At 71.7% G+C, this 21,120-nt stretch carries 18 protein-coding genes and 1 pseudogene; 17 read left to right on the plus strand and 2 right to left on the minus strand.

Going from position 1 to position 21,120, the window contains the following annotated elements:
- Positions 1 to 45: 45 nt before the first annotated feature.
- The gene (gene ftsY / locus J7F03_RS07410; RefSeq protein WP_214947854.1) at positions 46 to 1,269 is read left to right on the plus strand and encodes a signal recognition particle-docking protein FtsY; all 1,224 of its coding nucleotides are present in this window, start codon (positions 46 to 48) and stop codon (positions 1,267 to 1,269) included.
- A 129-nt stretch (positions 1,270 to 1,398) separates the two neighbouring features.
- Here the strand turns inward: ftsY and J7F03_RS07415 are convergent, their stop codons facing one another.
- On the minus strand, positions 1,399 to 2,070 hold the full coding sequence (locus J7F03_RS07415; protein WP_214947855.1) for a bifunctional DNA primase/polymerase: 672 nt from the start codon (positions 2,068 to 2,070) through the stop codon (positions 1,399 to 1,401).
- 424 nt (positions 2,071 to 2,494) lie between these two features.
- On the opposite strand from J7F03_RS07415, the gene J7F03_RS07420 reads away from it, so the two are divergent.
- The 6 genes from J7F03_RS07420 (at position 2,495) to ftsH (ending at position 12,378) form a co-directional block, all read left to right on the plus strand.
- A complete protein-coding gene (locus J7F03_RS07420) occupies positions 2,495 to 4,021 on the plus strand; it encodes a hypothetical protein (protein WP_374104281.1) in 1,527 nt (508 codons plus the stop codon).
- Between the two features lie 332 nt (positions 4,022 to 4,353).
- Positions 4,354 to 5,700: an ammonium transporter gene (locus J7F03_RS07425; protein WP_214947856.1), complete on the plus strand. Its 1,347-nt coding sequence runs from the start codon at positions 4,354 to 4,356 to the stop codon at positions 5,698 to 5,700.
- A complete protein-coding gene (locus J7F03_RS07430) occupies positions 5,697 to 6,035 on the plus strand; it encodes a P-II family nitrogen regulator (protein WP_214947857.1) in 339 nt (112 codons plus the stop codon). The genes J7F03_RS07425 and J7F03_RS07430 overlap by 4 nt, the downstream gene beginning before the upstream one ends.
- A gap of 48 nt (positions 6,036 to 6,083) precedes the next feature.
- Positions 6,084 to 8,510 carry a [protein-PII] uridylyltransferase gene (locus J7F03_RS07435; RefSeq protein ID WP_214947858.1) on the plus strand — a complete coding sequence of 809 codons (2,427 nt, stop codon included), beginning with the start codon at positions 6,084 to 6,086 and terminating at the stop codon, positions 8,508 to 8,510.
- Positions 8,511 to 8,711: 201 nt separating this feature from the next.
- Positions 8,712 to 10,286 carry a signal recognition particle protein gene (ffh, locus tag J7F03_RS07440; RefSeq protein WP_214947859.1) on the plus strand — a complete coding sequence of 525 codons (1,575 nt, stop codon included), beginning with the start codon at positions 8,712 to 8,714 and terminating at the stop codon, positions 10,284 to 10,286.
- Positions 10,287 to 10,455: 169 nt separating this feature from the next.
- Positions 10,456 to 12,378 (plus strand): ATP-dependent zinc metalloprotease FtsH, encoded by a 1,923-nt coding sequence (ftsH, locus tag J7F03_RS07445; protein ID WP_214947860.1) that lies wholly within the window; start codon positions 10,456 to 10,458, stop codon positions 12,376 to 12,378.
- A gap of 72 nt (positions 12,379 to 12,450) precedes the next feature.
- Here ftsH and J7F03_RS07450 read toward each other — a convergent pair whose 3' ends face one another.
- Positions 12,451 to 13,131 (minus strand): methyltransferase type 11, encoded by a 681-nt coding sequence (locus tag J7F03_RS07450; RefSeq protein ID WP_251071557.1) that lies wholly within the window; start codon positions 13,129 to 13,131, stop codon positions 12,451 to 12,453.
- A 142-nt stretch (positions 13,132 to 13,273) separates the two neighbouring features.
- On the opposite strand from J7F03_RS07450, the gene proS reads away from it, so the two are divergent.
- The 10 genes and pseudogenes from proS (at position 13,274) to lepB (J7F03_RS07500) (ending at position 21,116) form a co-directional block, all read left to right on the plus strand.
- Positions 13,274 to 14,686 (plus strand): proline--tRNA ligase, encoded by a 1,413-nt coding sequence (gene proS, locus J7F03_RS07455; protein WP_214947861.1) that lies wholly within the window; start codon positions 13,274 to 13,276, stop codon positions 14,684 to 14,686.
- 213 nt (positions 14,687 to 14,899) lie between these two features.
- Positions 14,900 to 15,499 carry a hypothetical protein gene (locus tag J7F03_RS07460; protein WP_214947862.1) on the plus strand — a complete coding sequence of 200 codons (600 nt, stop codon included), beginning with the start codon at positions 14,900 to 14,902 and terminating at the stop codon, positions 15,497 to 15,499.
- 170 nt (positions 15,500 to 15,669) lie between these two features.
- A complete protein-coding gene (rpsP, locus tag J7F03_RS07465) occupies positions 15,670 to 16,113 on the plus strand; it encodes a 30S ribosomal protein S16 (RefSeq protein ID WP_214947863.1) in 444 nt (147 codons plus the stop codon).
- A 2-nt stretch (positions 16,114 to 16,115) separates the two neighbouring features.
- Positions 16,116 to 16,355: an RNA-binding protein gene (locus J7F03_RS07470; RefSeq protein WP_030011889.1), complete on the plus strand. Its 240-nt coding sequence runs from the start codon at positions 16,116 to 16,118 to the stop codon at positions 16,353 to 16,355.
- Positions 16,356 to 16,444: 89 nt separating this feature from the next.
- Complete coding sequence (gene rimM / locus J7F03_RS07475; protein WP_214947864.1) at positions 16,445 to 17,014, plus strand: ribosome maturation factor RimM; 570 nt, start codon at positions 16,445 to 16,447, stop codon at positions 17,012 to 17,014.
- Positions 17,014 to 17,835: a tRNA (guanosine(37)-N1)-methyltransferase TrmD gene (trmD, locus tag J7F03_RS07480; protein ID WP_214947865.1), complete on the plus strand. Its 822-nt coding sequence runs from the start codon at positions 17,014 to 17,016 to the stop codon at positions 17,833 to 17,835. The genes rimM and trmD overlap by 1 nt, the downstream gene beginning before the upstream one ends.
- A 133-nt stretch (positions 17,836 to 17,968) precedes the next feature.
- On the plus strand, positions 17,969 to 18,319 hold the full coding sequence (rplS, locus tag J7F03_RS07485; RefSeq protein WP_214947866.1) for a 50S ribosomal protein L19: 351 nt from the start codon (positions 17,969 to 17,971) through the stop codon (positions 18,317 to 18,319).
- Between the two features lie 44 nt (positions 18,320 to 18,363).
- Positions 18,364 to 19,209: a signal peptidase I gene (lepB, locus tag J7F03_RS07490; RefSeq protein WP_214947867.1), complete on the plus strand. Its 846-nt coding sequence runs from the start codon at positions 18,364 to 18,366 to the stop codon at positions 19,207 to 19,209.
- Positions 19,202 to 20,221 (plus strand): annotated as a pseudogene (gene lepB / locus J7F03_RS07495) (signal peptidase I). Before lepB (J7F03_RS07490) ends, lepB (J7F03_RS07495) begins: the two are co-directional and overlap by 8 nt.
- Complete coding sequence (lepB, locus tag J7F03_RS07500; RefSeq protein ID WP_214947869.1) at positions 20,190 to 21,116, plus strand: signal peptidase I; 927 nt, start codon at positions 20,190 to 20,192, stop codon at positions 21,114 to 21,116. The pseudogene lepB (J7F03_RS07495) and the gene lepB (J7F03_RS07500) overlap by 32 nt, the downstream one beginning before the upstream one ends.
- The last annotated feature ends 4 nt before the right edge of the window (positions 21,117 to 21,120 follow it).

A 21,120-nucleotide genomic window follows, 5' to 3' on the forward strand; every position in this document is an offset into this window, starting at 1 on the left:
CGAGGTCCACGTCCCTGGGTGCGCGTGGCCGATACTGGGTGGGTTATGACAGACATCCTCATCCTTGCCGTAGTCATCGCCCTGGTCGCGGTCGGCGTGATCAGCGGGCTCGTGGTCAGCAGCCGCAAGAAGAAGCAGCTGCCCCCGACGCCGCCCAGCACGCCGACCATCACTGCCCCGCCCGCCGAACCGCAGGTGGGGGAGGACGCCGCACCGACGGCGCAAGAGCCGCGCCGCACGATCGAGGAGGTCGCCCTTCCCGACGCGGAGACCGCCCTCGAATCGCCGGTCGCGGTCGAGGACCCGGTCGTCGAGGCCCCGCCCGCCCCCGAGATCGAGGTGCCCGAGCCCACCGCCGGCCGCCTGGTCCGGCTGCGCTCCCGCCTCGCCCGGTCGCAGAACTCGCTCGGCAAGGGGCTGCTCACGCTGCTCTCCCGCGAGCACCTCGACGAGGACACCTGGGAGGAGATCGAGGAGACCCTCCTCATCGCCGACGTCGGTGTCGCGCCGACCCAGGAACTGGTGGACCGGCTCCGCGAGCGGGTCAAGGTGCTCGGCACCCGCACCCCCGCCGATCTGCGCGCGCTGCTCAAGGAGGAGCTGGTCGCGCTTCTCGGCACCGACTTCGACCGCGCCGTGAAAACCGAGAGCGGTGTGGACACCCCCGCCGTCGTGATGGTCGTCGGCGTGAACGGCACCGGCAAGACCACCACCACCGGCAAGCTCGCCCGCGTGCTCGTCGCCGACGGGCGCAGCGTCGTGCTCGGCGCGGCCGACACCTTCCGCGCCGCCGCCGCCGACCAGCTCCAGACCTGGGGCGACCGGGTCGGCGCGCGCACGGTGCGCGGCCCCGAGGGCGGCGACCCGGCCTCGATCGCCTACGACGCGGTCAAGGAGGGCATCGCCGAGGGCGCCGACGTGGTGCTCATCGACACCGCCGGCCGTCTGCACACCAAGACCGGCCTGATGGACGAGCTCGGCAAGGTCAAGCGCGTCGTGGAGAAGCACGGCCCGCTCGACGAGATCCTGCTGGTCCTGGACGCCACCACCGGACAGAACGGCCTGACCCAGGCCCGCGTCTTCGCGGAGGTCGTCGACATCACCGGCATCGTCCTGACCAAGCTCGACGGCACCGCCAAGGGCGGCATCGTCATCGCCGTCCAGCGCGCGCTGGGCGTCCCGGTCAAGCTCGTCGGCCTCGGCGAGGGCGCGGACGACCTGGCGCCCTTCGAGCCGGAAGCCTTCGTGGACGCCCTGATCGGCGACTGACCGAAGCCCCCGGGGCGTTCGAAACGCCTCTACGCCGCCCAGCGCCCCCGCGGTCCACCGGACCCGGGGGCGCTGCCGTAGGCGGAGCCAAGGGCTGTCGCGTGATCCGGGACAGCCCTTAGGCCACCCTTAGGCCCGCCGCAGCCGGTGGCAGAGATAGGCGAGGGTGCCGAGCAGGAGCCGGGCCTGGGGTGGATCCCCGGCCGAGTCCAGCGACGGCGTGCGCAGCCAGCTCACCGGGCCGTGACCCGCGAAGTCGGACGGCGGGGCGGTGACGTAGGCCCCGTGGCCCAGTGCGCGCAGATCGAGGCCGGCGTCGTCCCAGCCCATCCGGTACAGCAGCTGCGGCAGCCCGTCCGCGGCACCCGGGGCCACGAAGAACTGGGCGCGGCCGTCGGGGGTCGCGGTGACCGGGCCCAGCGGCAGGCCCATCCGCTCCAGGCGGACCAGCGCCCGGCGCCCGGCCTCCTCGGCCACCTCGATGACGTCGAAGGAGCGGCCGACGGGGAGCAGCACCGCCGCCCCCGGGTACTCGCTCCAGGTCTCGGTGACCTCGTCGAGGGTGGCTCCGGCCGGCACCGTCGGTGCGAGGGCCAGCGGATGCGCCCCCGGCGCGCCACAACTCGTATGACCGCAGGAGCAGTCGCGCGCCGGCGCCGCGGCCCGGGCGCCCGGGACCACGTCCCAGCCCCACAGTCCGGTGTACTCCGCCACCGCCGTGCACTCCGACATCCGGCCCCGGCGCCGAGCGCCGGAACGGAACTCCTTGGTGCCGCGGCTGCCGCCGATCGTGAAGCCCATGCCCATGCCCCCTCCAACGGGTCGGACGTGCGGGTGGTTACGACGTCGGCGCAACCGGATGCCGGCCGGGCGAGGCGCCCGGGCGGCATCCGGTCCGCCCGGTCCGCCCGTCGGGCGCCCGGCGCACTCCTCGCCGCGCGCGCCCCGAGCGCACCTCTGCCCAGCCGATCCGTTTCGCCTTCCTGTCAAGTGAATCGCGCCTGGCCGGTGGCGAGTTCATTCGAAGGGGTGGCGAATGGTGGCGTTTCCGGGATCGACCTCGCCGAAGGGGTGATCGTAGGATTACTTTCGGTGCACGAAGAGCGAAGGCAGGCCCATCCGTGGGTATGCCGGAGGCAAGGTGTGGAGGACCTGTGAAGACCCGTCCCCTCACCGCCTCCGACGCGGTTTCGTGTCGAAGACGCAGAGGGATGGGGGCGTTCCAGTGAGCGGCAACGGCGCAAGCGGAACGAACGCGGAGTCCGATCTGTCCTCCGCCGAGGCGCCGGAGCAGGGGGCCACCGCCCGCAACGAGCAGCTGACTTCGTGGTTCGTGCGCAGCGGCTGGTCCAAGGGCGAGCTCGCCCGCCAGGTCAACCGCCGCGCCCGCCAGATGGGCGCCCACCACATCAGCACCGACACCTCCCGGGTCCGCCGCTGGCTCGACGGCGAACAGCCCCGCGAGCCCGTCCCGCGGATCCTGTCCGAGCTGTTCTCCGAACGCTTCGGATCCGTCGTCGCCATCGAGCACCTCGGCCTGCGCACCGCCCACCAGACCCCCTCCGTCTCCGGCGTCGACCTGCCCTGGGCGGGCCCGCGGACCGTCGAACTGCTCGGCGAGTTCTCCCGCAGCGACCTGATGCTGGCCCGCCGCGGCTTCCTCGGGACCTCGCTCGCCCTCTCCGCCGGCCCCGCCCTCATCGAGCCAATGCAGCGCTGGCTCGTCCCGGTCCCGGCCGCCGACCCGGGGCCGCGCGAGGCGGGGCCGGCGGGCGCCCTCGGCGGCCACCGGCCGCCCCGGCTCTCCGGGTCCGAGGTCGACCTCCTCGAAGCCACCACCGTGATGTTCCGCCAGTGGGACGCCCAGTGCGGCGGCGGACTGCGCCGCAAGGCGGTCGTCGGCCAGCTCCACGAGGTCACCGACCTGCTCCAGGAGAACCACCCGGCCCCGATCATGAAGCGGCTCTTCAAGGTCGCCGCCGAGCTCGCCGAGCTCGCCGGCTGGATGAGTTACGACATCGGCCTGCACCCGACGGCGCAGAAGTACTTCGTCCTCGCGCTGCACGCCGCCAAGCAGGGCGGCGACAAGCCGCTCGGCTCGTACATCCTCTCCAGCATGAGCCGCCAGATGATCCACCTGGGCCGCCCCGAGGACGCCTTGGAGCTCATCCACCTCGCCCAGTACGGCAGCCGCGACTGCGCGGGGCCCCGTACGCAGGCCATGCTGTATGCGATGGAGGCGCGCGCCTACGCCAACATGGGCCAGCCCAGCCGCTGCAAGCGGGCCGTGCGGATGGCCGAGGACACCTTCTCCGACGTCGGTTTCGGCGGCGAGCCCGAACCCGACTGGATCCGCTTCTTCTCCGAGGCCGAGCTCAACGGCGAGAACTCCCACTCGTACCGCGACCTGGCCTACGTCGCCGGCCGCAGCCCCATGTACGCCTCCCTCGCCGAGCCGGTCATGGAGCGTGCCGTCGAGCTCTTCGAGAAGGACGAGGAGCACCAGCGCTCCTACGCGCTCAACCTCATCGGCATGGCCACCGTGCACCTGCTCCAGCGCGAGCCCGAGCAGGCCACCGTCCTCGTCGGCCGTGCCCTCGACGTGGCGGGAAAGGTGCGGTCCGAACGGGTCAACACCCGGCTGCGCAAGACCGTCGACACCGCCGCGCGTGAGTACGGCGACGTCGCCGACGTGGTGCGCCTGACCGACCACCTCGCCTCCCGGCTCCCCGAAGCCGCGGAGGCCGTCTGACGGCCCTCGCGGCCGCCCCCCAGGCCCCGGCCGCGGCAGTCACCCCGTGAAGCCCGATCAGGCTCCCCCAGCCAGGACCTCCGGGTACCGCCGCGGCCGGTTTCGGCACGCGCGTCCATGAACCACTCGTTCATGGGCGCGTAACACGCCGGACCTCTTCGTCATCGACGCGAAACACCCAGCGGCGCCGCCGGAAACCGGCCTGCGCGAATCTCAGGGCCATTAACCGGCCAGCCCCCAGGCCGGCCCCCTCAGGCCTGATTCAAAAACCAGCGCCGCCCAGGTTTTCACGATCGCCCGCACGCGAACGTACCGACGACGAGGAGACGCCGATGGCATCAGCCATCACGACCCTCGCTGCAGACGCCCCGACACTGTCTGCCGCGAACACCGGGTTCATGCTCATCTGCTCCGCCCTGGTCATGCTGATGACCCCGGGACTCGCCTTCTTCTACGGAGGCATGGTCCGCGTCAAGAGCAGCCTCAACATGCTGATGATGAGCTTCATCAGCCTCGGGATCGTCACGATCCTCTGGGTCCTCTACGGATTCAGCCTCGCCTTCGGCGCCGACTCCGGCTCCCTCATCGGCTGGACCTCCGACTACGTGGGACTCAGCGGCATCGGCATCACCGAGCTGTGGGACGGCTACACCATCCCCGTCTACGTCTTCGCCGTCTTCCAGCTGATGTTCGCGATCATCACCCCCGCCCTGATAAGCGGTGCGCTGGCCGACCGCGTGAAGTTCAGCGCGTGGGCCCTGTTCATCACCCTCTGGGTCACCATCGTCTACTTCCCCGTCGCCCACTGGGTGTGGGGCGCCGGCGGCTGGCTCTTCGAGCTCGGCGTCATCGACTTCGCCGGCGGCACCGCCGTCCACATCAACGCCGGCGCCGCCGCCCTCGGCGTGATCCTGGTCATCGGCAAGCGCGTCGGCTTCAAGAAGGACCCGATGCGCCCGCACAGCCTCCCGCTGGTGATGCTGGGCGCCGGCCTCCTGTGGTTCGGCTGGTTCGGCTTCAACGCCGGATCCTGGCTCGGCAACGACGACGGCGTCGGCGCCGTCATGTTCGTCAACACGCAGGTCGCCACCGCCGCCGCCATGCTCGCCTGGCTCGGCTACGAGAAGCTGCGCCACGGCTCCTTCACCACCCTGGGCGCCGCCTCCGGCGCGGTCGCGGGCCTCGTCGCCATCACCCCCTCCGGCGGCTCCTGCTCCCCGCTCGGCGCGATCGCCATCGGCGTCATCGCCGGTGTCGTCTGCGCCATGGCCGTGGGCCTGAAGTACAAGTTCGGCTACGACGACTCCCTCGACGTGATCGGCGTCCACCTGGTCGGCGGTGTCCTCGGCTCGCTCCTCGTCGGGCTCTTCGCCACCGGCGGTGTCCAGTCCGACGCGGCCGGCCTCTTCTACGGCGGCGGTCTGGAGCAGCTGGGCAAGCAGGCCATCGGAGTCTTCTCCGTCCTCGCCTACTCTCTCGTGGCGTCCGCGGTGCTCGCCTTCCTCCTCGACAAGACGATCGGGATGCGGGTCTCCGAGGACGACGAGGTCTCCGGCATCGACCAGGTCGAGCACGCCGAGACCGCCTACGACTTCAGCGGGGCAGGCGGCGGTTCCTCTTCCCGGAGCACCGCCGTACCCGCCACCGCTGCCGCCGCGAGCAAGAAGGTTGACGCATGAAGCTCATCACCGCGATCGTGAAGCCGCACCGGCTGGACGAGATCAAGGAAGCCCTGCACCGGTACGGCGTCCAAGGCCTCACGGTCTCCGAGGCCAGCGGCTACGGCCGCCAGCGCGGCCACACCGAGGTCTACCGGGGCGCCGAGTACACCGTGGACCTCGTACCGAAGATCCGCATCGAGGTGCTCGTCGAGGACGGCGACGCCGAGGACGTGATGCGGATCGTCGTCGACGCCGCCCAGACCGGCAAGATCGGCGACGGCAAGGTGTGGAGCATCCCCGTGGACTCGGTCATCCGGGTCCGCACCGGCGAGCGCGGAGCCGACGCGCTGTAGAGCCCGGCACGATCGACCGGACAGGCCCAAACGGACGGGAGCTCCTGGGTGACGAGCGTCGAAGAGACCACGGACGACAACACGGCCGGCTCGGGACCCAGCGGCTACGCCGCGGCCCGGCTGCGACTCCTCCAGGAGGAGTCGCGGTCCGGGCCTTCCCGGCGTTCCGCCCTGGCCGCCCTGACCGACGACTGGCTGAAGGCGCTGTTCGCCACGGCCGTACGGGAGACGGGCGTGCGGGGCGCCACCCTCGTCGCCGTCGGCGGCTACGGCCGCGCCGAACTCTCCCCGCGCAGCGACCTCGACCTGGTCCTGCTCCACGACGGCAGGGCCGAACCCCGCGCCCTGGCCGCCCTGGCCGACCGGCTCTGGTACCCCGTCTGGGACATGGGCCTCGCCCTCGACCACTCGGTCCGCACCCCCGCGGAAGCCCGCAAGACGGCCTCCGAAGACCTCAAGGTGCACCTCGGGCTGCTGGACGCCCGGCCCGTCGCGGGCGACGTCGGACTCCTCGCCGGACTGCGCACCTCCGTCCTGGCCGACTGGCGCAACCTTGCCGCCAAGCGGCTCCCGCAGCTGCACTCCCTGTGCCTGGAGCGGGCGGAGCGCGCCGGCGAGCTCCGCTTCCTCCTCGAACCCGACCTCAAGGAGGCCCGCGGGGGCCTGCGCGACGTCACCGCGCTGCGGGCCGTCGCCGCGTCGTGGCTGGCGGACGCCCCGCGCGAGGGCCTCACCGAAGCCCGGCGCCGGCTGCTCGACGCCCGCGACGCCCTGCACCTGGTGACCGGCCGCGCCACCGAGCGGCTCTCCCTGCAGGAGCAGACGCCGGTCGCGGCGCAGCTGGGGCTGCTCGACGCCGACGCCCTGCTCAGGGAGGTGTACGAGGCCGCGCGCGTGGTCTCGTACGCCGGTGACGTGACCTGGCGCGAGGTCGGGCGCGTGCTGCGGGCCCGGTCCGCGCGACCGCGGCTGCGGGGCCTGCTCGGCACCCGTGGCGCCGTCTCCGAGCGGGCACCGCTCGCCGAGGGCGTCGTGGAGTCCGACGGCGAGGCCGTACTCGCCCTGGCCGCGCGCCCGGACCGCGACCCCGTGCTGCCGCTGCGGTTCGGCGCGGCGGCAGCGCAGGCGGGACTGCCCGTCTCGCTGCACGCCGTACGAAGGCTCGCGGCGCAGGCCAAGCCGCTGCCCGTGCCGTGGCCGGCCGAGGCCCGGGAGCAGCTGCTGACCCTGCTGGGCGCGGGGGAGCCGACGGTGGCCGTCTGGGAGGCGCTGGAGGCCGAGGGGATCATCACCAAGCTGCTGCCCGACTGGGAGCGGGTGCGGTGCCGGCCGCAGCGCAACCCGGTGCACACCTGGACCGTGGACCGGCACCTGGTCGAGACGGCGGTGCGCGCCTCGGCACTGACCCGCCGGGTGAGCCGCCCCGACCTCCTCCTCATGGCCGCGCTGCTGCACGACATCGGCAAGGGCTGGCCCGGCGACCACTCGGTGGCGGGCGAGACGATCGCGCGCGACGTGGCGGTGCGGGTCGGCTTCGACTCGGAGGACGTCGCCGTGCTGGGCGTGCTCGTACGCCACCACCTGCTGCTGATCGACACCGCGACGCGCAGGGACCTGGACGATCCGGCGACGGTGAAGGCGGTCGCGGAGGCCGTGGGCTCGCCGGGCACCCTGGAGATCCTGCACGCGCTGACGGAGGCCGACGCGCTGGCGACGGGGCCGGCGGCGTGGAGCGCGTGGCGGGGCTCGCTGGTGGCGGACCTGGTCGCGCGGGTCGCCGCCGTGCTGCGGGGTGCGGCGCCGGCGGTGACGGAGCTGGAGATCCCGACGACGGAACAAGAACGCCTCGCGGTCGAGGCGCTGCGCACCCGGGAGCCCGTCCTGGCCCTGCACGCCCGCCAGGAGGAGGACGCGGTCGGGGTGGAGCTGGTGGTGGCCGTCCCCGACCAGCCGGGGGTCCTGCCCGCGGTGGCGGGTGTGCTGGCCCTGCACCGCCTGACGGTGCGGGCGGCGGACCTGCGCTCGCTGGAGCTCCCGGACCGGCTGGGCGAGGTACTGGTGCTGCGGTGGCGGGTGGCCGCGGAGTACGGGTCCCTGCCCCAGGCGGCCCGGCTGCGCACGGACCTGGTGCGGGCGCTGGACGGCTCGCTCGACGTCCCGGCGAAGCTGGCGGACCGCGAGGCGGCGTATCCGCGCCGGCGCGGTGTCGTCCCGCCGCCGCCCCGGGTCACGGTGGTCCCGGAGGTTTCCACGCTGGCCACGGTCCTGGAGGTCCGAGCCCCCGACGCGGTCGGGCTGCTGCACCGGATCGGCCGCGCGCTGGAGGCGTCCGGAGTGCGGGTGCGCAGCGCGCACGTCTCCACGCTCGGCGCGAACGCGGTGGACACGCTGTACGTGACCACGGTGGACGGCAAACCGCTGGACCCCGCGGACGCGGCGGCCTTGGCCGCGTCGGTCGAGTCGACCCTGGCGTAGCGGGCCGGACCCTGTCCGCGAACGCCGGACGGGCCGGATTTTCCCGCCCCGCCGGCGTTCGGGGCGCGGGGTCCGGGGCGGAGCCCGGGGAAAGGGGAAAGGGCGGGGTGGGGGATTGCGGCCCGCAGGGCCAGGCCGGTGGCGCGGCCCGATACCCTGGGGGCGACCACACCGCCCCCGACCCGAGGAATCGCGACCACCGTGTTCGATACGCTTTCCGACCGCCTCAGCGCGACCTTCAAGTCCCTCCGGGGCAAAGGCCGCCTCTCCGAGCAGGACATCGACGCTGCGGCGCGGGAAATCCGTATCGCCCTCCTCGAGGCCGACGTCGCACTCCCCGTCGTCCGCTCCTTCATCGCGAACGTCAAGGAGCGCGCCCGCGGCGAAGAGGTCTCCAAGGCCCTGAACCCGGGCCAGCAGGTCCTCAAGATCGTCAACGACGAGCTGGTCTCCATCCTCGGCGGCGAGACCCGGCGGCTGCGCTTCGCCAAGACCGCGCCCACCGTGATCATGCTCGCCGGCCTCCAGGGTGCGGGTAAGACCACCCTCGCCGGAAAGCTCGGCCTGTGGCTGAAGGGGCAGGGCCACACCCCGCTCCTCGTCGCGTGCGACCTCCAGCGCCCCAACGCCGTCAACCAGCTCTCGGTCGTCGCCGAGCGCGCCGGCGTGGCCGTCTACGCGCCCGCCCCCGGCAACGGCGTCGGCGACCCGGTCCAGGTCGCCAAGGACTCCATCGAGTACGCCCGTACCAAGCAGTACGACGTCGTCATCGTCGACACCGCCGGCCGCCTCGGCATCGACGAGGAGCTGATGCGCCAGGCCGCGGACATCCGCGACGCCGTCAGCCCCGACGAGATCCTCTTCGTCGTCGACGCCATGATCGGCCAGGACGCGGTCAACACCGCCGAGGCCTTCCGCGACGGCGTCGGCTTCGACGGCGTCGTGCTCTCCAAGCTCGACGGCGACGCCCGAGGCGGTGCCGCGCTCTCCATCGCGCACGTCACCGGCAAGCAGATCATCTTCGCCTCGAACGGCGAGAAGCTCGACGAGTTCGACGCCTTCCACCCGGACCGCATGGCGGGCCGGATCCTCGACATGGGTGACATGCTCACCCTCATCGAGCAGGCCGAGAAGACCTTCAGCCAGGCCGAAGCCGAGAAGATGGCGGCCAAGCTGGCGAAGGGCCCCAAGGAGTTCACGCTCGACGACTTCCTGGCGCAGATGGAGCAGGTCCGCAAGATGGGCTCCATCTCCAAGCTGCTCGGCATGCTGCCCGGCATGGGGCAGATCAAGGACCAGATCAACAACATCGACGAGCGCGACGTCGACCGCACCGCCGCGATCATCAAGTCGATGACCCCGGCCGAGCGCCATGACCCGCACATCATCAACGGCTCGCGCCGCGCCCGTATCGCCAAGGGCTCCGGTGTCGAGGTCAGCGCCGTCAAGTCGCTCGTCGAGCGGTTCTTCGAGGCCCGCAAGATGATGTCCCGCATGGCCCAGGGCGGCGGCATGCCGGGCATGCCCGGCATCCCCGGGATGGGCGGCGGCCCCGGCCGGCAGAAGAAGCAGGTCAAGCAGGCCAAGGGCAAGCGCAAGAGCGGCAACCCGATGAAGCGCAGGGAAGAGGAGGCCGCGGCGGCCGCGCGCCGCGAGGCCGGTCCGCAGGCGGTCGAGCCCGCCGCCGGCGGCAACCCGTTCGGCCTTCCGGCGGGTGGCGGTCAGGCCGGCGAGGACTTCGACCTCCCGGACGAGTTCAAGAAGTTCATGAAGTAGGCACGCAGGTGCGGCGAAGGGCCCCGACGGGTGTCGGGGCCCTTCGCCGTGTCCGGGCCGGGCGCACCCCGGGACATTCCGGCCGGGCACCCCGGTCGGAGGCGCGCACCCGAGCGACGGTCCCATTTGTCGCTTATGGTCGGCCGGGAGGACGGCAGAAGGAGGCCACGTGCCAAGCCCCACCCCCGTACCGCCCCGCGACCGGGCCGATACGCCCTGGCGCTCCGAAGGCGCACCGCCCGCCCCGCCGCCCAAGAAGAAGATGCCGGGCGGCTGGCGAGGCCTGATCCTCGCCGCCCTGATCGTCTACCTGGTGACCAACCTGGTCCTCTCCTTCTTCAACGACGGCGACGAGCCGACCATCTCGTACACCGAGTTCAGCAAGCAGGTCGCCGCCGGCAACGTCTCGAAGATCTACGCCAAGGGCGACGCCATCCAGGGGCAGCTGAAGACCAAGCAGCCCAAGCCGGACGGCGCGAAGGGCGACTACACCAAATTCGTCTCCCAGCGCCCGGCCTTCGCCGACGACGACCTGTGGGCCGACCTCACCAAGCAGAACGTCGTCGTCACCGCCTCCCCGGTCGTCGAACAGCGCAGCTTCCTCGCCAACCTGCTGCTCTCCCTCGCCCCGATGCTGCTCCTGGTCCTCCTGTGGGTCTTCATCGCCCGCCGGATGAGCGCCGGGATGGGCGGGGCCATGGGCGGACTGGGCCGCAAGGCGCCGCCGAAACCGGTGGAGCTGGAGGGCGCCAAGCGCACGACCTTCGAGGACGTGGCCGGAATCGACGAGGTCGAGGGCGAGCTCAACGACGTCGTGGACTTCCTCAAGAACCCCGACGAGTACCGCAAGATGGGCGCCCGCATGCCCGGCGGCGTCCTGCTCGCCGGTGCGCCCGGCACCGGCAAGACCCTGCTCGCGCGAGCCGTCGCGGGCGAGGCCGGCGTGCCCTTCTTCTCCGCCTCGGCCTCCGAGTTCATCGAGATGATCGTCGGCGTCGGCGCGTCCCGGGTGCGCGAACTGTTCTCCGAGGCGCGCAAAGTGGCCCCCGCGATCGTCTTCATCGACGAGATCGACACCATCGGGCGGGTGCGCGGCGGCGGCGCGGCCATGGGCGGCCACGACGAGCGCGAGCAGACCCTCAACCAGATCCTCACCGAGATGGACGGCTTCTCCGGCTCCGAGGGCGTGGTCGTCCTCGCCGCGACCAACCGGGCCGACGTCCTGGACCCGGCGCTGACCCGGCCGGGCCGCTTCGACCGCACCGTCGTCGTCTCCCCGCCCGACAAGGCCGGCAGGGAAGCCATCCTGCGGATCCACACCCGGGACATCCCGCTGGCGGCCGCCGTCGACCTGGCCCAGGTGGCCCGTACGACGCCGGGCATGACCGGAGCCGAACTGGCCAACCTGGCCAACGAGGCCGCCCTGCTCGCCGTCAAGCGCCAGCAGGCGGAAGTCACCCAGGCGGACCTCTCCGACGCGCTGGAAAAGGTCCAGCTCGGCGCGGAACGGCCGCTGGTCATGCCGGACGAGGAGCGCCTGCGCACGGCGTACCACGAGAGCGGCCACGCCCTCCTGGGCATGCTGCAGCCGGGCGCCGACCCGGTACGCAAGATCACCATCGTTCCGCGCGGGCGGGCGCTCGGCGTCACCCTCTCCACCCCGGACGCGGACCGGTACGCGTACACCGAGGAGTACTTGCGCGGCCGCATCATCGGGGCGCTCGGGGGCATGGCTGCCGAGCAGGTCGTCTACGACGTCATCACCACGGGCGCGGAGAACGACCTCGAACAGGTCACCAACATCGTCCGGGGCATGGTCGGCCGCTGGGGCATGAGCGAGCGCATCGGCCGCCTCACCGCGATCCCCGCGGACGGCCAGGGCCCCTACGGCCTCGCCGCGGCCCCCGCCACCCTCGACGCGGTGGACCACGAAATGCGGCGCATCGTCGACGAGTGCTACGTGGAGGCCTGCCGCCTGCTGCGCGAGAACCGCGACAAGCTGGACGCGCTCGCGCAGGCCCTGATGGCGAACGAGACCCTGGACGAAGCCGCCGCCTACGAGGCGGCGGGCATCACGCGTCTGCACAAGTGACCGCGAAGCCGGGGCGGAACCGGATCCTCCGGCCCGCCCCGGCTTCGGCGAAGTCCTTGCCGGCGGCCGCCGTTACGCCGTCCGGGCGATCACGTACCGGAAGATGTTCGGCAGCCACACGGCCCCATCACCCCGCTCGTACGGGTGAAGTGCCTCGGCCAACTCCTTCTCCGTCAGGACCGGATCGGCCGAGCCGTCGTACAGCCCGGTCGACAGCAGCCCCCGTACCGCGCTGTCCACGTCCGCGTACCCGAAGGGGCAGAACACCCTGCCCGAACCGTCCGGCACCAGTCCCGCGGCGGCCGCCACCGCGTCCAGGTCGCGGGCCACCGGCCCGCCGCCCAGGACCGACGGCACCGTGCACCGTTCCATGGGGCCCCAGTCGGCCAGCACCACCACCCCGCCGGGCCTGCGCAGCGCCGGCAGGGCCGCCGCCAGGGCGCCCGGAGCGGGCGAGAAGGCCAGCAGCACGTCGTACGGCACCACGGGCGCCGGCGGGGCCGCCAGCACCTCCAGCAGCCGTTCCCGCGCCAGCGTCCGCCGCGCGGGATCCGCCTCCACACCCGTGGCCAGGGCTCCCCGCCCCGAGGCCAGCAGCAGCGGCAGCCCGGCCCCGCAGTCGAGGCCCAGCAGCCGGTCGCCCGGCCCGACCTCCAGCCGGTCGTAGACCGCCTCGTACAGCGGTACCAGCATCCGTTCCTGGATTTCCGCCCAGTCCCGGGCGACAAGCGTCGCCGTCGGCGTCGGTGTCATCGAAAGAGCGCTCCTGATTCCGTTTCGCCCCCATGCCCCCGTTGCCAGGGAACTCCCGATTCGCCCTCGCGTCCAGAGGAGCGCGCCACCCGATTCACACCCGATTCACGCTCGGCACGCCGGGCGCCGTACCATTCGCGCCATGGCAAAGGCACCCGTTCTCACCCCCCAGGCGGAGGATTTCCCCCGCTGGTACCAGGATCTGATCAACAAGGCCGAGCTGGCCGACAACGGTCCGGTACGCGGCACCATGGTCATCCGACCGTACGGCTACGGGCTGTGGGAGCGGATGCAGCAGGAGATGGACGCGCGCATCAAGGACGCGGGCGCCCAGAACGCGTACTTCCCGCTGTTCATCCCGCAGTCGTACCTGACCAGGGAAGCCGAGCACGTAGAGGGCTTCGCCCCCGAGCTCGCGGTCGTCACGCACGGCGGCGGCAAGGAGCTCGACGAGCCGGTCGTCGTCCGGCCCACCTCCGAGACGATCATCAACGAATACTTCTCCAAGTGGGTCCAGAGCTACCGCGACCTGCCCCTGCTGATCAACCAGTGGGCGAACGTGGTCCGCTGGGAGATGCGCCCGCGCGTGTTCCTCCGTACGAGCGAGTTCCTCTGGCAGGAGGGCCACACGGCCCACGTCTCCTACGAGGACGCCCGCGACTACGCGTCGCGCATCCACCGCGACGTCTACGGCGACTTCATGACGAACGTGCTCGGCATCGACGTCGTGCTCGGCCGCAAGACCGCCAAGGAGCGCTTCGCCGGCGCCATCAACACCCTCACCCTCGAGGGCATGATGGGTGACGGCAAGGCCCTGCAGCTGGGCACGAGCCACGAGCTCGGCACCAACTTCGCCAAGGCCTTCAACACGCAGTACCTGTCGAAGGAAGGCAAGCAGGAGCTCGTCTGGCAGACCTCCTGGGGCGTCTCGACCCGCATGGTCGGCGGCCTGATCATGTCGCACGGCGACGACAACGGCCTGCGGGTCCCGCCGCGCCTCGCGCACGTCCAGGTCGTCGTCATGGCGATCAAGGGCGACGAGGCCGTGGCGAAGGTCCGCGAGCTGGGCGCCCAGCTCAAGGCCGCGGGCCTGCGGGTCTTCATCGACGACCGCGTCGACACCCCCTTCGGCCGCCGTGCCGTGGACTGGGAGCTCAAGGGCGTACCGGTCCGCGTCGAGATCGGCCCCCGCGACCTGGAGGCCGGCACCGCGATGCTGGCCCGCCGGATCCCGGGCGGCAAGGAGGCCGTGCAGATCGCCGACCTCGCCGCCCTGCTGCCCAAGGTGCTGGAGGAGGACCAGGCGCAGCTGCTGCGAGAGTCCCGCGAGCGCCGCGAGTCCCGTACGTCCGACGTCGCCACCATCGAGGAGGCCGCCGAGGCCGCCATCGCCGGCGGCTGGGCGCGCATCCCGTGGGCCGACCTGGGCCCCGAGGGCGAGGCGAAGCTCGCCGAGCAGGCCGTCTCCGTACGCTGCCTCGTCGCCGCGGACGGGTCGGTTCCGGAGGCGGACGACACCCCCGGCAACCTCGCCATCGTCGCCCGCTCGTACTAGCCGGTCCGGCTGACGGCATCTCACGCCCCGGCGTGCGGCTCGCGCCGCGCGCCGGGGCCGTGTTGTCGATAGCCCTCGTTACGTACCGACTCCTCCTGAGATCTGCGCACCCGTCCTCGTCGGGACGCATCAGACTGAACTGACTGGTACGTGCAAAAAATTTGGAATGGCCCGGAATCGGAACACCGGGGCACCCCGGCTCGTTGTCACGACGTGAGCACGACACCACCTGTCCTCGCCGCAGAGCTGGCGCAGGCGTGGGCCGATATTCAGCGGTACCACTCCGAGCTGCCTGACCTTGCCGCGCCCGAGTCCCTGATCGGAGAGTCCTCGTCCGCCTGCGGCGCCGAGCTCTCCTTCGAGCGACTGCTGCACGAGGCAGTCCACGGCATCGCCGCCGCACGCGGAGTGCGTGACACCTCGCGCGCCGGCCGCTACCACAACCGCAGGTTCCTCGCGATCGCCGAGGAGATGGGCCTGGACCACGCCGACGAGCCGCACGCGAGCAGCGGCTTCTCGCTGGTCTCGCTCAACCCGGAGGCCAAGACGCGCTACCGCCCCACGATGGAGCGCCTCCAGCGAGCGCTGAAGGCCCACACGGTCGCGACGTCCGCCGACACCAAGCGCAGCTTCCGCGGTCCTGCCGCCCGGCACGGATCCTCCGGCGGCGGTGTCCGGGTCAAGGCGGTCTGCGACTGCGGGCGCAACGTGCGGGTGGTCCCCTCCGTGCTGGCCCAGGCCCCGATCGTGTGCGGCGGCTGCATGAAGCCGTTCCGCATTCCCGACATCGCGGTGTCCGCCGCCGCTTCCTGACCGGGGCGGACGGGGTGCCCCGGGCATGTGGCACAATGGCTAGCTGTACTCGACAGTCGCATAGGACCCCTCTCTCCTCCGGCTGACGCGTCCATCGGGCACCCGAGTACCGCAACCCCACGTGGCATCTCATGTGCCCAACCACGTCAAGTTCAGGAGACACCACTCCAGTGGCAGTCAAGATCAAGCTCAAGCGCCTCGGCAAGATTCGCCAGCCGCACTACCGCATCGTCGTCGCCGACTCGCGCACCCGCCGCGATGGTCGCGCGATCGAAGAGATCGGTCTGTACCACCCGACCTACAACCCGTCGCGCATCGAGGTCAACGCCGAGCGTGCGCAGTACTGGCTGTCGGTCGGCGCCCAGCCCACCGAGGCTGTGCTCGCCATCCTGAAGCTCACCGGTGACTGGCAGGCGCACAAGGGCCTCCCGGCCCCCGCGCCGCTGCTCCAGCCGGAGACGAAGGAAAGCAAGCGTCGCACCTTCGACGAGTTCGCCAAGGCCCTCGAGGGCATCGGCGAGGGCAAGGGCGAAGCCATCACCCAGAAGGCGAAGAAGGCCGACAAGAAGGCGGACGAGGCTGAGGCCGAGACCGCCGAGTCGACCGAGGCCTGAGCATGCTCGAGGAGGCTCTTGAGCACCTCGTGAAGGGCATCGTGGACAACCCCGACGAAGTGCAGGTCGCCTCGCGCAACCTGCGTCGCGGGCAGGTGCTCGAGGTTCGGGTTCACCCCGACGACCTCGGCAAGGTGATCGGCCGCAACGGCCGCACCGCACGTGCTCTGCGTACCGTCGTGGGCGCCATCGGCGGCCGGGGGATCCGCGTCGACCTCGTCGACGTGGACCAGGTCCGCTGAGTCCATTGCAGGATTGAATCACCGGCACGGGCCGGGGAGGGCATTGTGCCCGCCCCGGCCCGTCGTCGTCTGAACAGGAGAGACACACAGTGCAGCTGGTAGTCGCGCGGATCGGCCGCGCCCACGGGATCAAGGGTGAGGTCACCGTCGAGGTGCGGACCGACGAGCCCGAGCTGCGGCTCGGGCCCGGTGCCGTGCTCCAGACCGAGCCGGCGTCGGCGGGACCGCTGACCATCGAGACGGGCCGGGTGCACAGCGGAAGGCTGCTCCTGCGCTTCGAGGGCGTCAAGGACCGCACCGGCGCCGAGGCGCTGCGCAACATCCTGCTGATCGCGGAAGTGGACCCGGCGGCGCTGCCGGAGGAGCCCGACGAGTACTACGACCACCAGCTGATGGACCTGGACGTGGTCCTCGCCGACGGCACCGAGATCGGCCGGATCACCGAGATCTCGCACCTGGCCTCGCAGGACCTCTTCATCGTCGAGCGGCCGGACGGCTCCGAGGTGATGATCCCCTTCGTCGAGGAGATCGTCGCCGAGATCGACCTGGAGGAGCAGCGCTGCGTCATCACCCCGCCGCCCGGGCTGATCGACGAGAGCGAAGCGGTCGTCGACTCGACACGAGACGAGGACTCCCAGGGCTCCGGGGACGAAGCCTGATGCGGCTGGACGTCGTCACGATCTTCCCCGAGTACCTGGAGCCGCTCAACGTCTCCCTGGTCGGCAAGGCGCGGGCGCGCGGGCAGCTCGACGTGCACGTCCACGACCTGCGGGACTGGACGTACGACCGGCACAACACGGTGGACGACACCCCGTACGGCGGCGGCCCCGGCATGGTCATGAAGACCGAGCCGTGGGGCGAGGCCCTCGACGCGGCGCTGGCCGACGGCTACGAGGCGGGCGCGCACGGGCCCGTCATGGTCGTACCCACCCCCAGCGGCCGTCCGTTCACCCAGGAACTGGCGGTCGAGCTCTCCGAGCGCCCGTGGCTGATCTTCACCCCGGCCCGCTACGAGGGCATCGACCGCCGGGTCATGGACGAGTACGCCACCCGGATCCCGGTCTACGAGGTCTCCATCGGCGACTACGTGCTGGCCGGCGGCGAGGCGGCCGTCCTGGTCGTGACCGAGGCCGTGGCCCGGCTGCTGCCCGGGGTGCTCGGCAACGCCGAATCGCACCGCGACGACTCCTTCGCGCCCGGCGACATGGCCAACCTGCTGGAAGGGCCCGTCTACACCAAGCCCCCGCAGTGGCGCGGCCACGGCATCCCGGACGTGCTGGTCAGCGGCCACCACGGGAAGATCGCCCGGTGGCGCCGGGACGAGGCCTTCCGCCGCACCGCGAGCAACCGCCCGGATCTGATCGAGCGCTGCGAGGCCTCCGCCTTCGACAAGAAGGACCGTGAGCTGCTGAGCATCCTCGGCTGGAAGCCGACGGCCGACGGCCGATTTTGGCGTAGGCCGCAGGCCGTGGAAGAATAGGCGGCTGCTGTGTGCTCGTGTACGCCCCTGCCACAGGGGGACAGTCGTCCGCGAGTCCCGCAGCTCCCGAATTCTCTACGGAAACCCCGCACCGGCGGCCTGTGGCGTCGTGCGAAGAAAGCAGACGAATCACATGTCTCACCTGCTCGATGGCGTCAACGCCGCCACGCTGCGCTCGGACGTCCCGGCCTTCCGCCCGGGTGACACGGTCAACGTGCACGTCCGCGTGATCGAGGGCAACCGCTCCCGTATCCAGCAGTTCAAGGGTGTCGTCATCCGCCGCCAGGGCGCCGGCGTCTCCGAGACCTTCACGGTCCGCAAGGTTTCCTTCAGCGTCGGCGTGGAGCGTACCTTCCCGGTCCACTCCCCGATCTTCGAGAAGATCGAGCTCGTCACCCGCGGTGACGTGCGTCGCGCCAAGCTGTACTTCCTCCGTGAGCTCCGCGGCAAGGCCGCGAAGATCAAGGAGAAGCGCGACCGCTGATCTGCTCTCGGGGTTCCGGGGCAGGCCGGATAGGCTCGCCCCCGATGGACACCGAAGCACCTCACACGCAGCGCGGCCACTCTTCCCCCGACGAGGGGGAGGGGCGGCCGCGTTTCGCGTTTTCCGACGGCGGCTCCACGGGCGCCGATGACGGGGCGGGCCAGGGCGACGAGGCCGGCCAGGGCGAGGCCGCGGGCCAGGACGAGGGCCAGGGCGAGGGCCAGGACGCGACGGCCGCGGGCGGGGCGGGCGGGTGGCTGACCTGGCGCCGGGCCGGTCTGCTGGGCGTGGCCTGCACCGTCTTCCTGCTGCTGCTCAGCAATTTCGTGCTCCAGCCCTTCCTGATCCCGAGCCGCTCGATGGAGCCGACGCTCGAGGTCGGCGACCGGGTGCTGGTCAACAAGCTGGCGTACCGTTTCGGCGACCAGCCCCGGCGCGGCGACGTCGTGGTCTTCGACGGCACGGGCTCCTTCGTGCCGCAGGGCCCGGACGGCAATCCGGTCGGCGACGCCCTGCACGGCGCGGCCTCCGCGCTCGGGCTCGCCGAGCCCTCGGACACCGACTTCGTGAAGCGGGTCGTGGGCGTGGGCGGAGACGACGTGGTCTGCGACGAGAACGGCCGGATCAAGGTCAACGGCGTCCCGCTGGAGGAGCCGTACCTGTTCCCCGGCGACTCGGGGTCGAGAGTGCCCTTCCGGATCGTCGTACCCCTTGGGACCCTGTGGGTCATGGGTGATCATCGTTCCCAGTCCCGGGACTCCCGGGACCACCTGGGCGAACCGGGCGGGGGGATGGTGCCGGTGGAGAAGGTGATCGGGCGGGCCGACTGGATCGGCTGGCCTGTTTCGCGCTGGGGCGTCGTGGACTCGGCGGGCGGCGGACGTGGGTAGCCGGGGGCGCCCGAGAGGCGACTGGGACGAGGACGCCGGCGCCGACCCGGAGCCCGAGGACGCGGTCGGTGGCGGCCCGGCGGAGGCCGGCGGCCGTGCCGAGCGGCGCCGGCTGGCCCGCCGGGTCCGGCGCAGGCGCCGTACCCGCCGGGTGGGGGAGCTGCCCCTGCTCGTGGTGGTCGCGCTGTGCATCGCGCTGATCCTCAAGACCTTCCTGGTGCAGGCGTTCTTCATCCCGTCGGGCTCCATGGAGCAGACGATCCAGATCGGCGACCGGGTCCTGGTGGACAAGCTGACCCCGTGGTTCGGCGCCAAGGTCGAGCGTGGCGAGGTCGTCGTGTTCAAGGACCCCGGGGACTGGCTCGGCGGCGAGATCGCCCGCCCGGCACCGGATCCGGTGGGGGTCAAGCAGGTCAAGCAGACCCTCACCTTCATCGGCCTGCTGCCCTCGGCCGACGAACAGGACCTGATCAAGCGGGCCATCGGAGTCGGCGGGGACACCGTCAAGTGCTGCGACGCCCGGGGCCGGGTCAGCGTCAACGGATCGCCGCTGGACGAGCCGTACCTGAACCCGGGGAACGTGCCTTCGGAAATCCGCTTCGAGGTGCACGTGCCCGCCGGGCGGCTCTTCGTCATGGGCGACCACCGGGCGAACTCGGCCGATTCCCGCTACCACCTCGACGAGCCCTTCCAGGGCACGATCGACGAGAAGGACGTGGTCGGCCAAGCCGTGGTGATCGCCTGGCCCTTCGGGCACTGGCACCGGCTGGAACAGCCCGCCACCTTCCGCATGGTGCCCGACCAGGCGCGCGCCGGACGCCGCGCGCCCCGTCGGCGCCGACGGGGCGCGTCGTTCGCATAGTGTGTCCTCGGTCTCCCGCGCCTTTGGGAACTCCCGCTCGTTAGGGGAGGGGAGGGCCCGTGCCCGATCCGGCATGGGCGGATTTCCGATTTCCGACTGAGGAGTGGATGTGGGGGATGTGGCGGTAGGCGCACGGTCCGGACGCGATGAAGGTGAAGAGCGGCCGGACGACGCCGTCGAGCGCGATGCCGTCGAGCGCGATGCGAAGGACGGCGACGCGAAGGCCGACGGCGCCGTCAAGCGCCCGCACCGCTCGTTCTGGAAGGAGCTGCCGCTCCTGGTCGGTATCGCCCTGCTGCTCGCTCTGCTGATCAAGACCTTCCTGGTGCAGGCGTTCTCGATCCCCTCCGACTCGATGCAGAACACCCTGCAGCGGGGCGACCGGGTGCTCGTGGACAAGCTGACGCCGTGGTTCGGCTCCGAGCCCGATCGTGGGGAGGTCGTGGTCTTCCACGATCCCGCGAACTGGCTGAGCGGGGAGGCCGCCCCGGAGCCCAACATCGCGCAGAAGGTCCTCTTCTGGATCGGCCTGATGCCGTCCGCCGAGGAGAAGGACCTGATCAAGCGGACGATCGCGATCGGCGGTGACACGGTCGAATGCAAGAAGGGCGGACCGGTCGTCGTCAACGGCAAGGAGCTCGACGAGCCGTACATCTTCCCCGGCAACACCCCTTGCGACGACTTCCCCTTCGGCCCGCTCACGGTGCCCAAGGGCAAGATCTGGGTGATGGGCGACCACCGGCAGAACTCCCAGGACTCCCGCTGGCACCAGCAGGACGAGACCCACGGCTTCGTGCCCGTCGACGAAGTCGTCGGGCGTGCCGTGGTCGTCGCGTGGCCGGTCACCCGCTGGTCCACGCTGCCGGTCCCGGAGACCTTCGACCAGCCGGGCATCGGCACCCAGGCCGCGGCCACCGCGCTCGGTCTCGGGGCCTCCGGACTGGCTCCGGTCGGGCTCGGCCCGGCCGCCCTCGGCTTCGCCGGAGCGGTTCCGGTCGTGCTGTGGCGCAGGCGGAGGCTGACTGCCGGGCGTACCGGCAGGTAGGGTG

Source organism: Streptomyces sp. ISL-43 (assembly GCF_018614195.1).
Classification (GTDB): domain Bacteria; phylum Actinomycetota; class Actinomycetes; order Streptomycetales; family Streptomycetaceae; genus Streptomyces.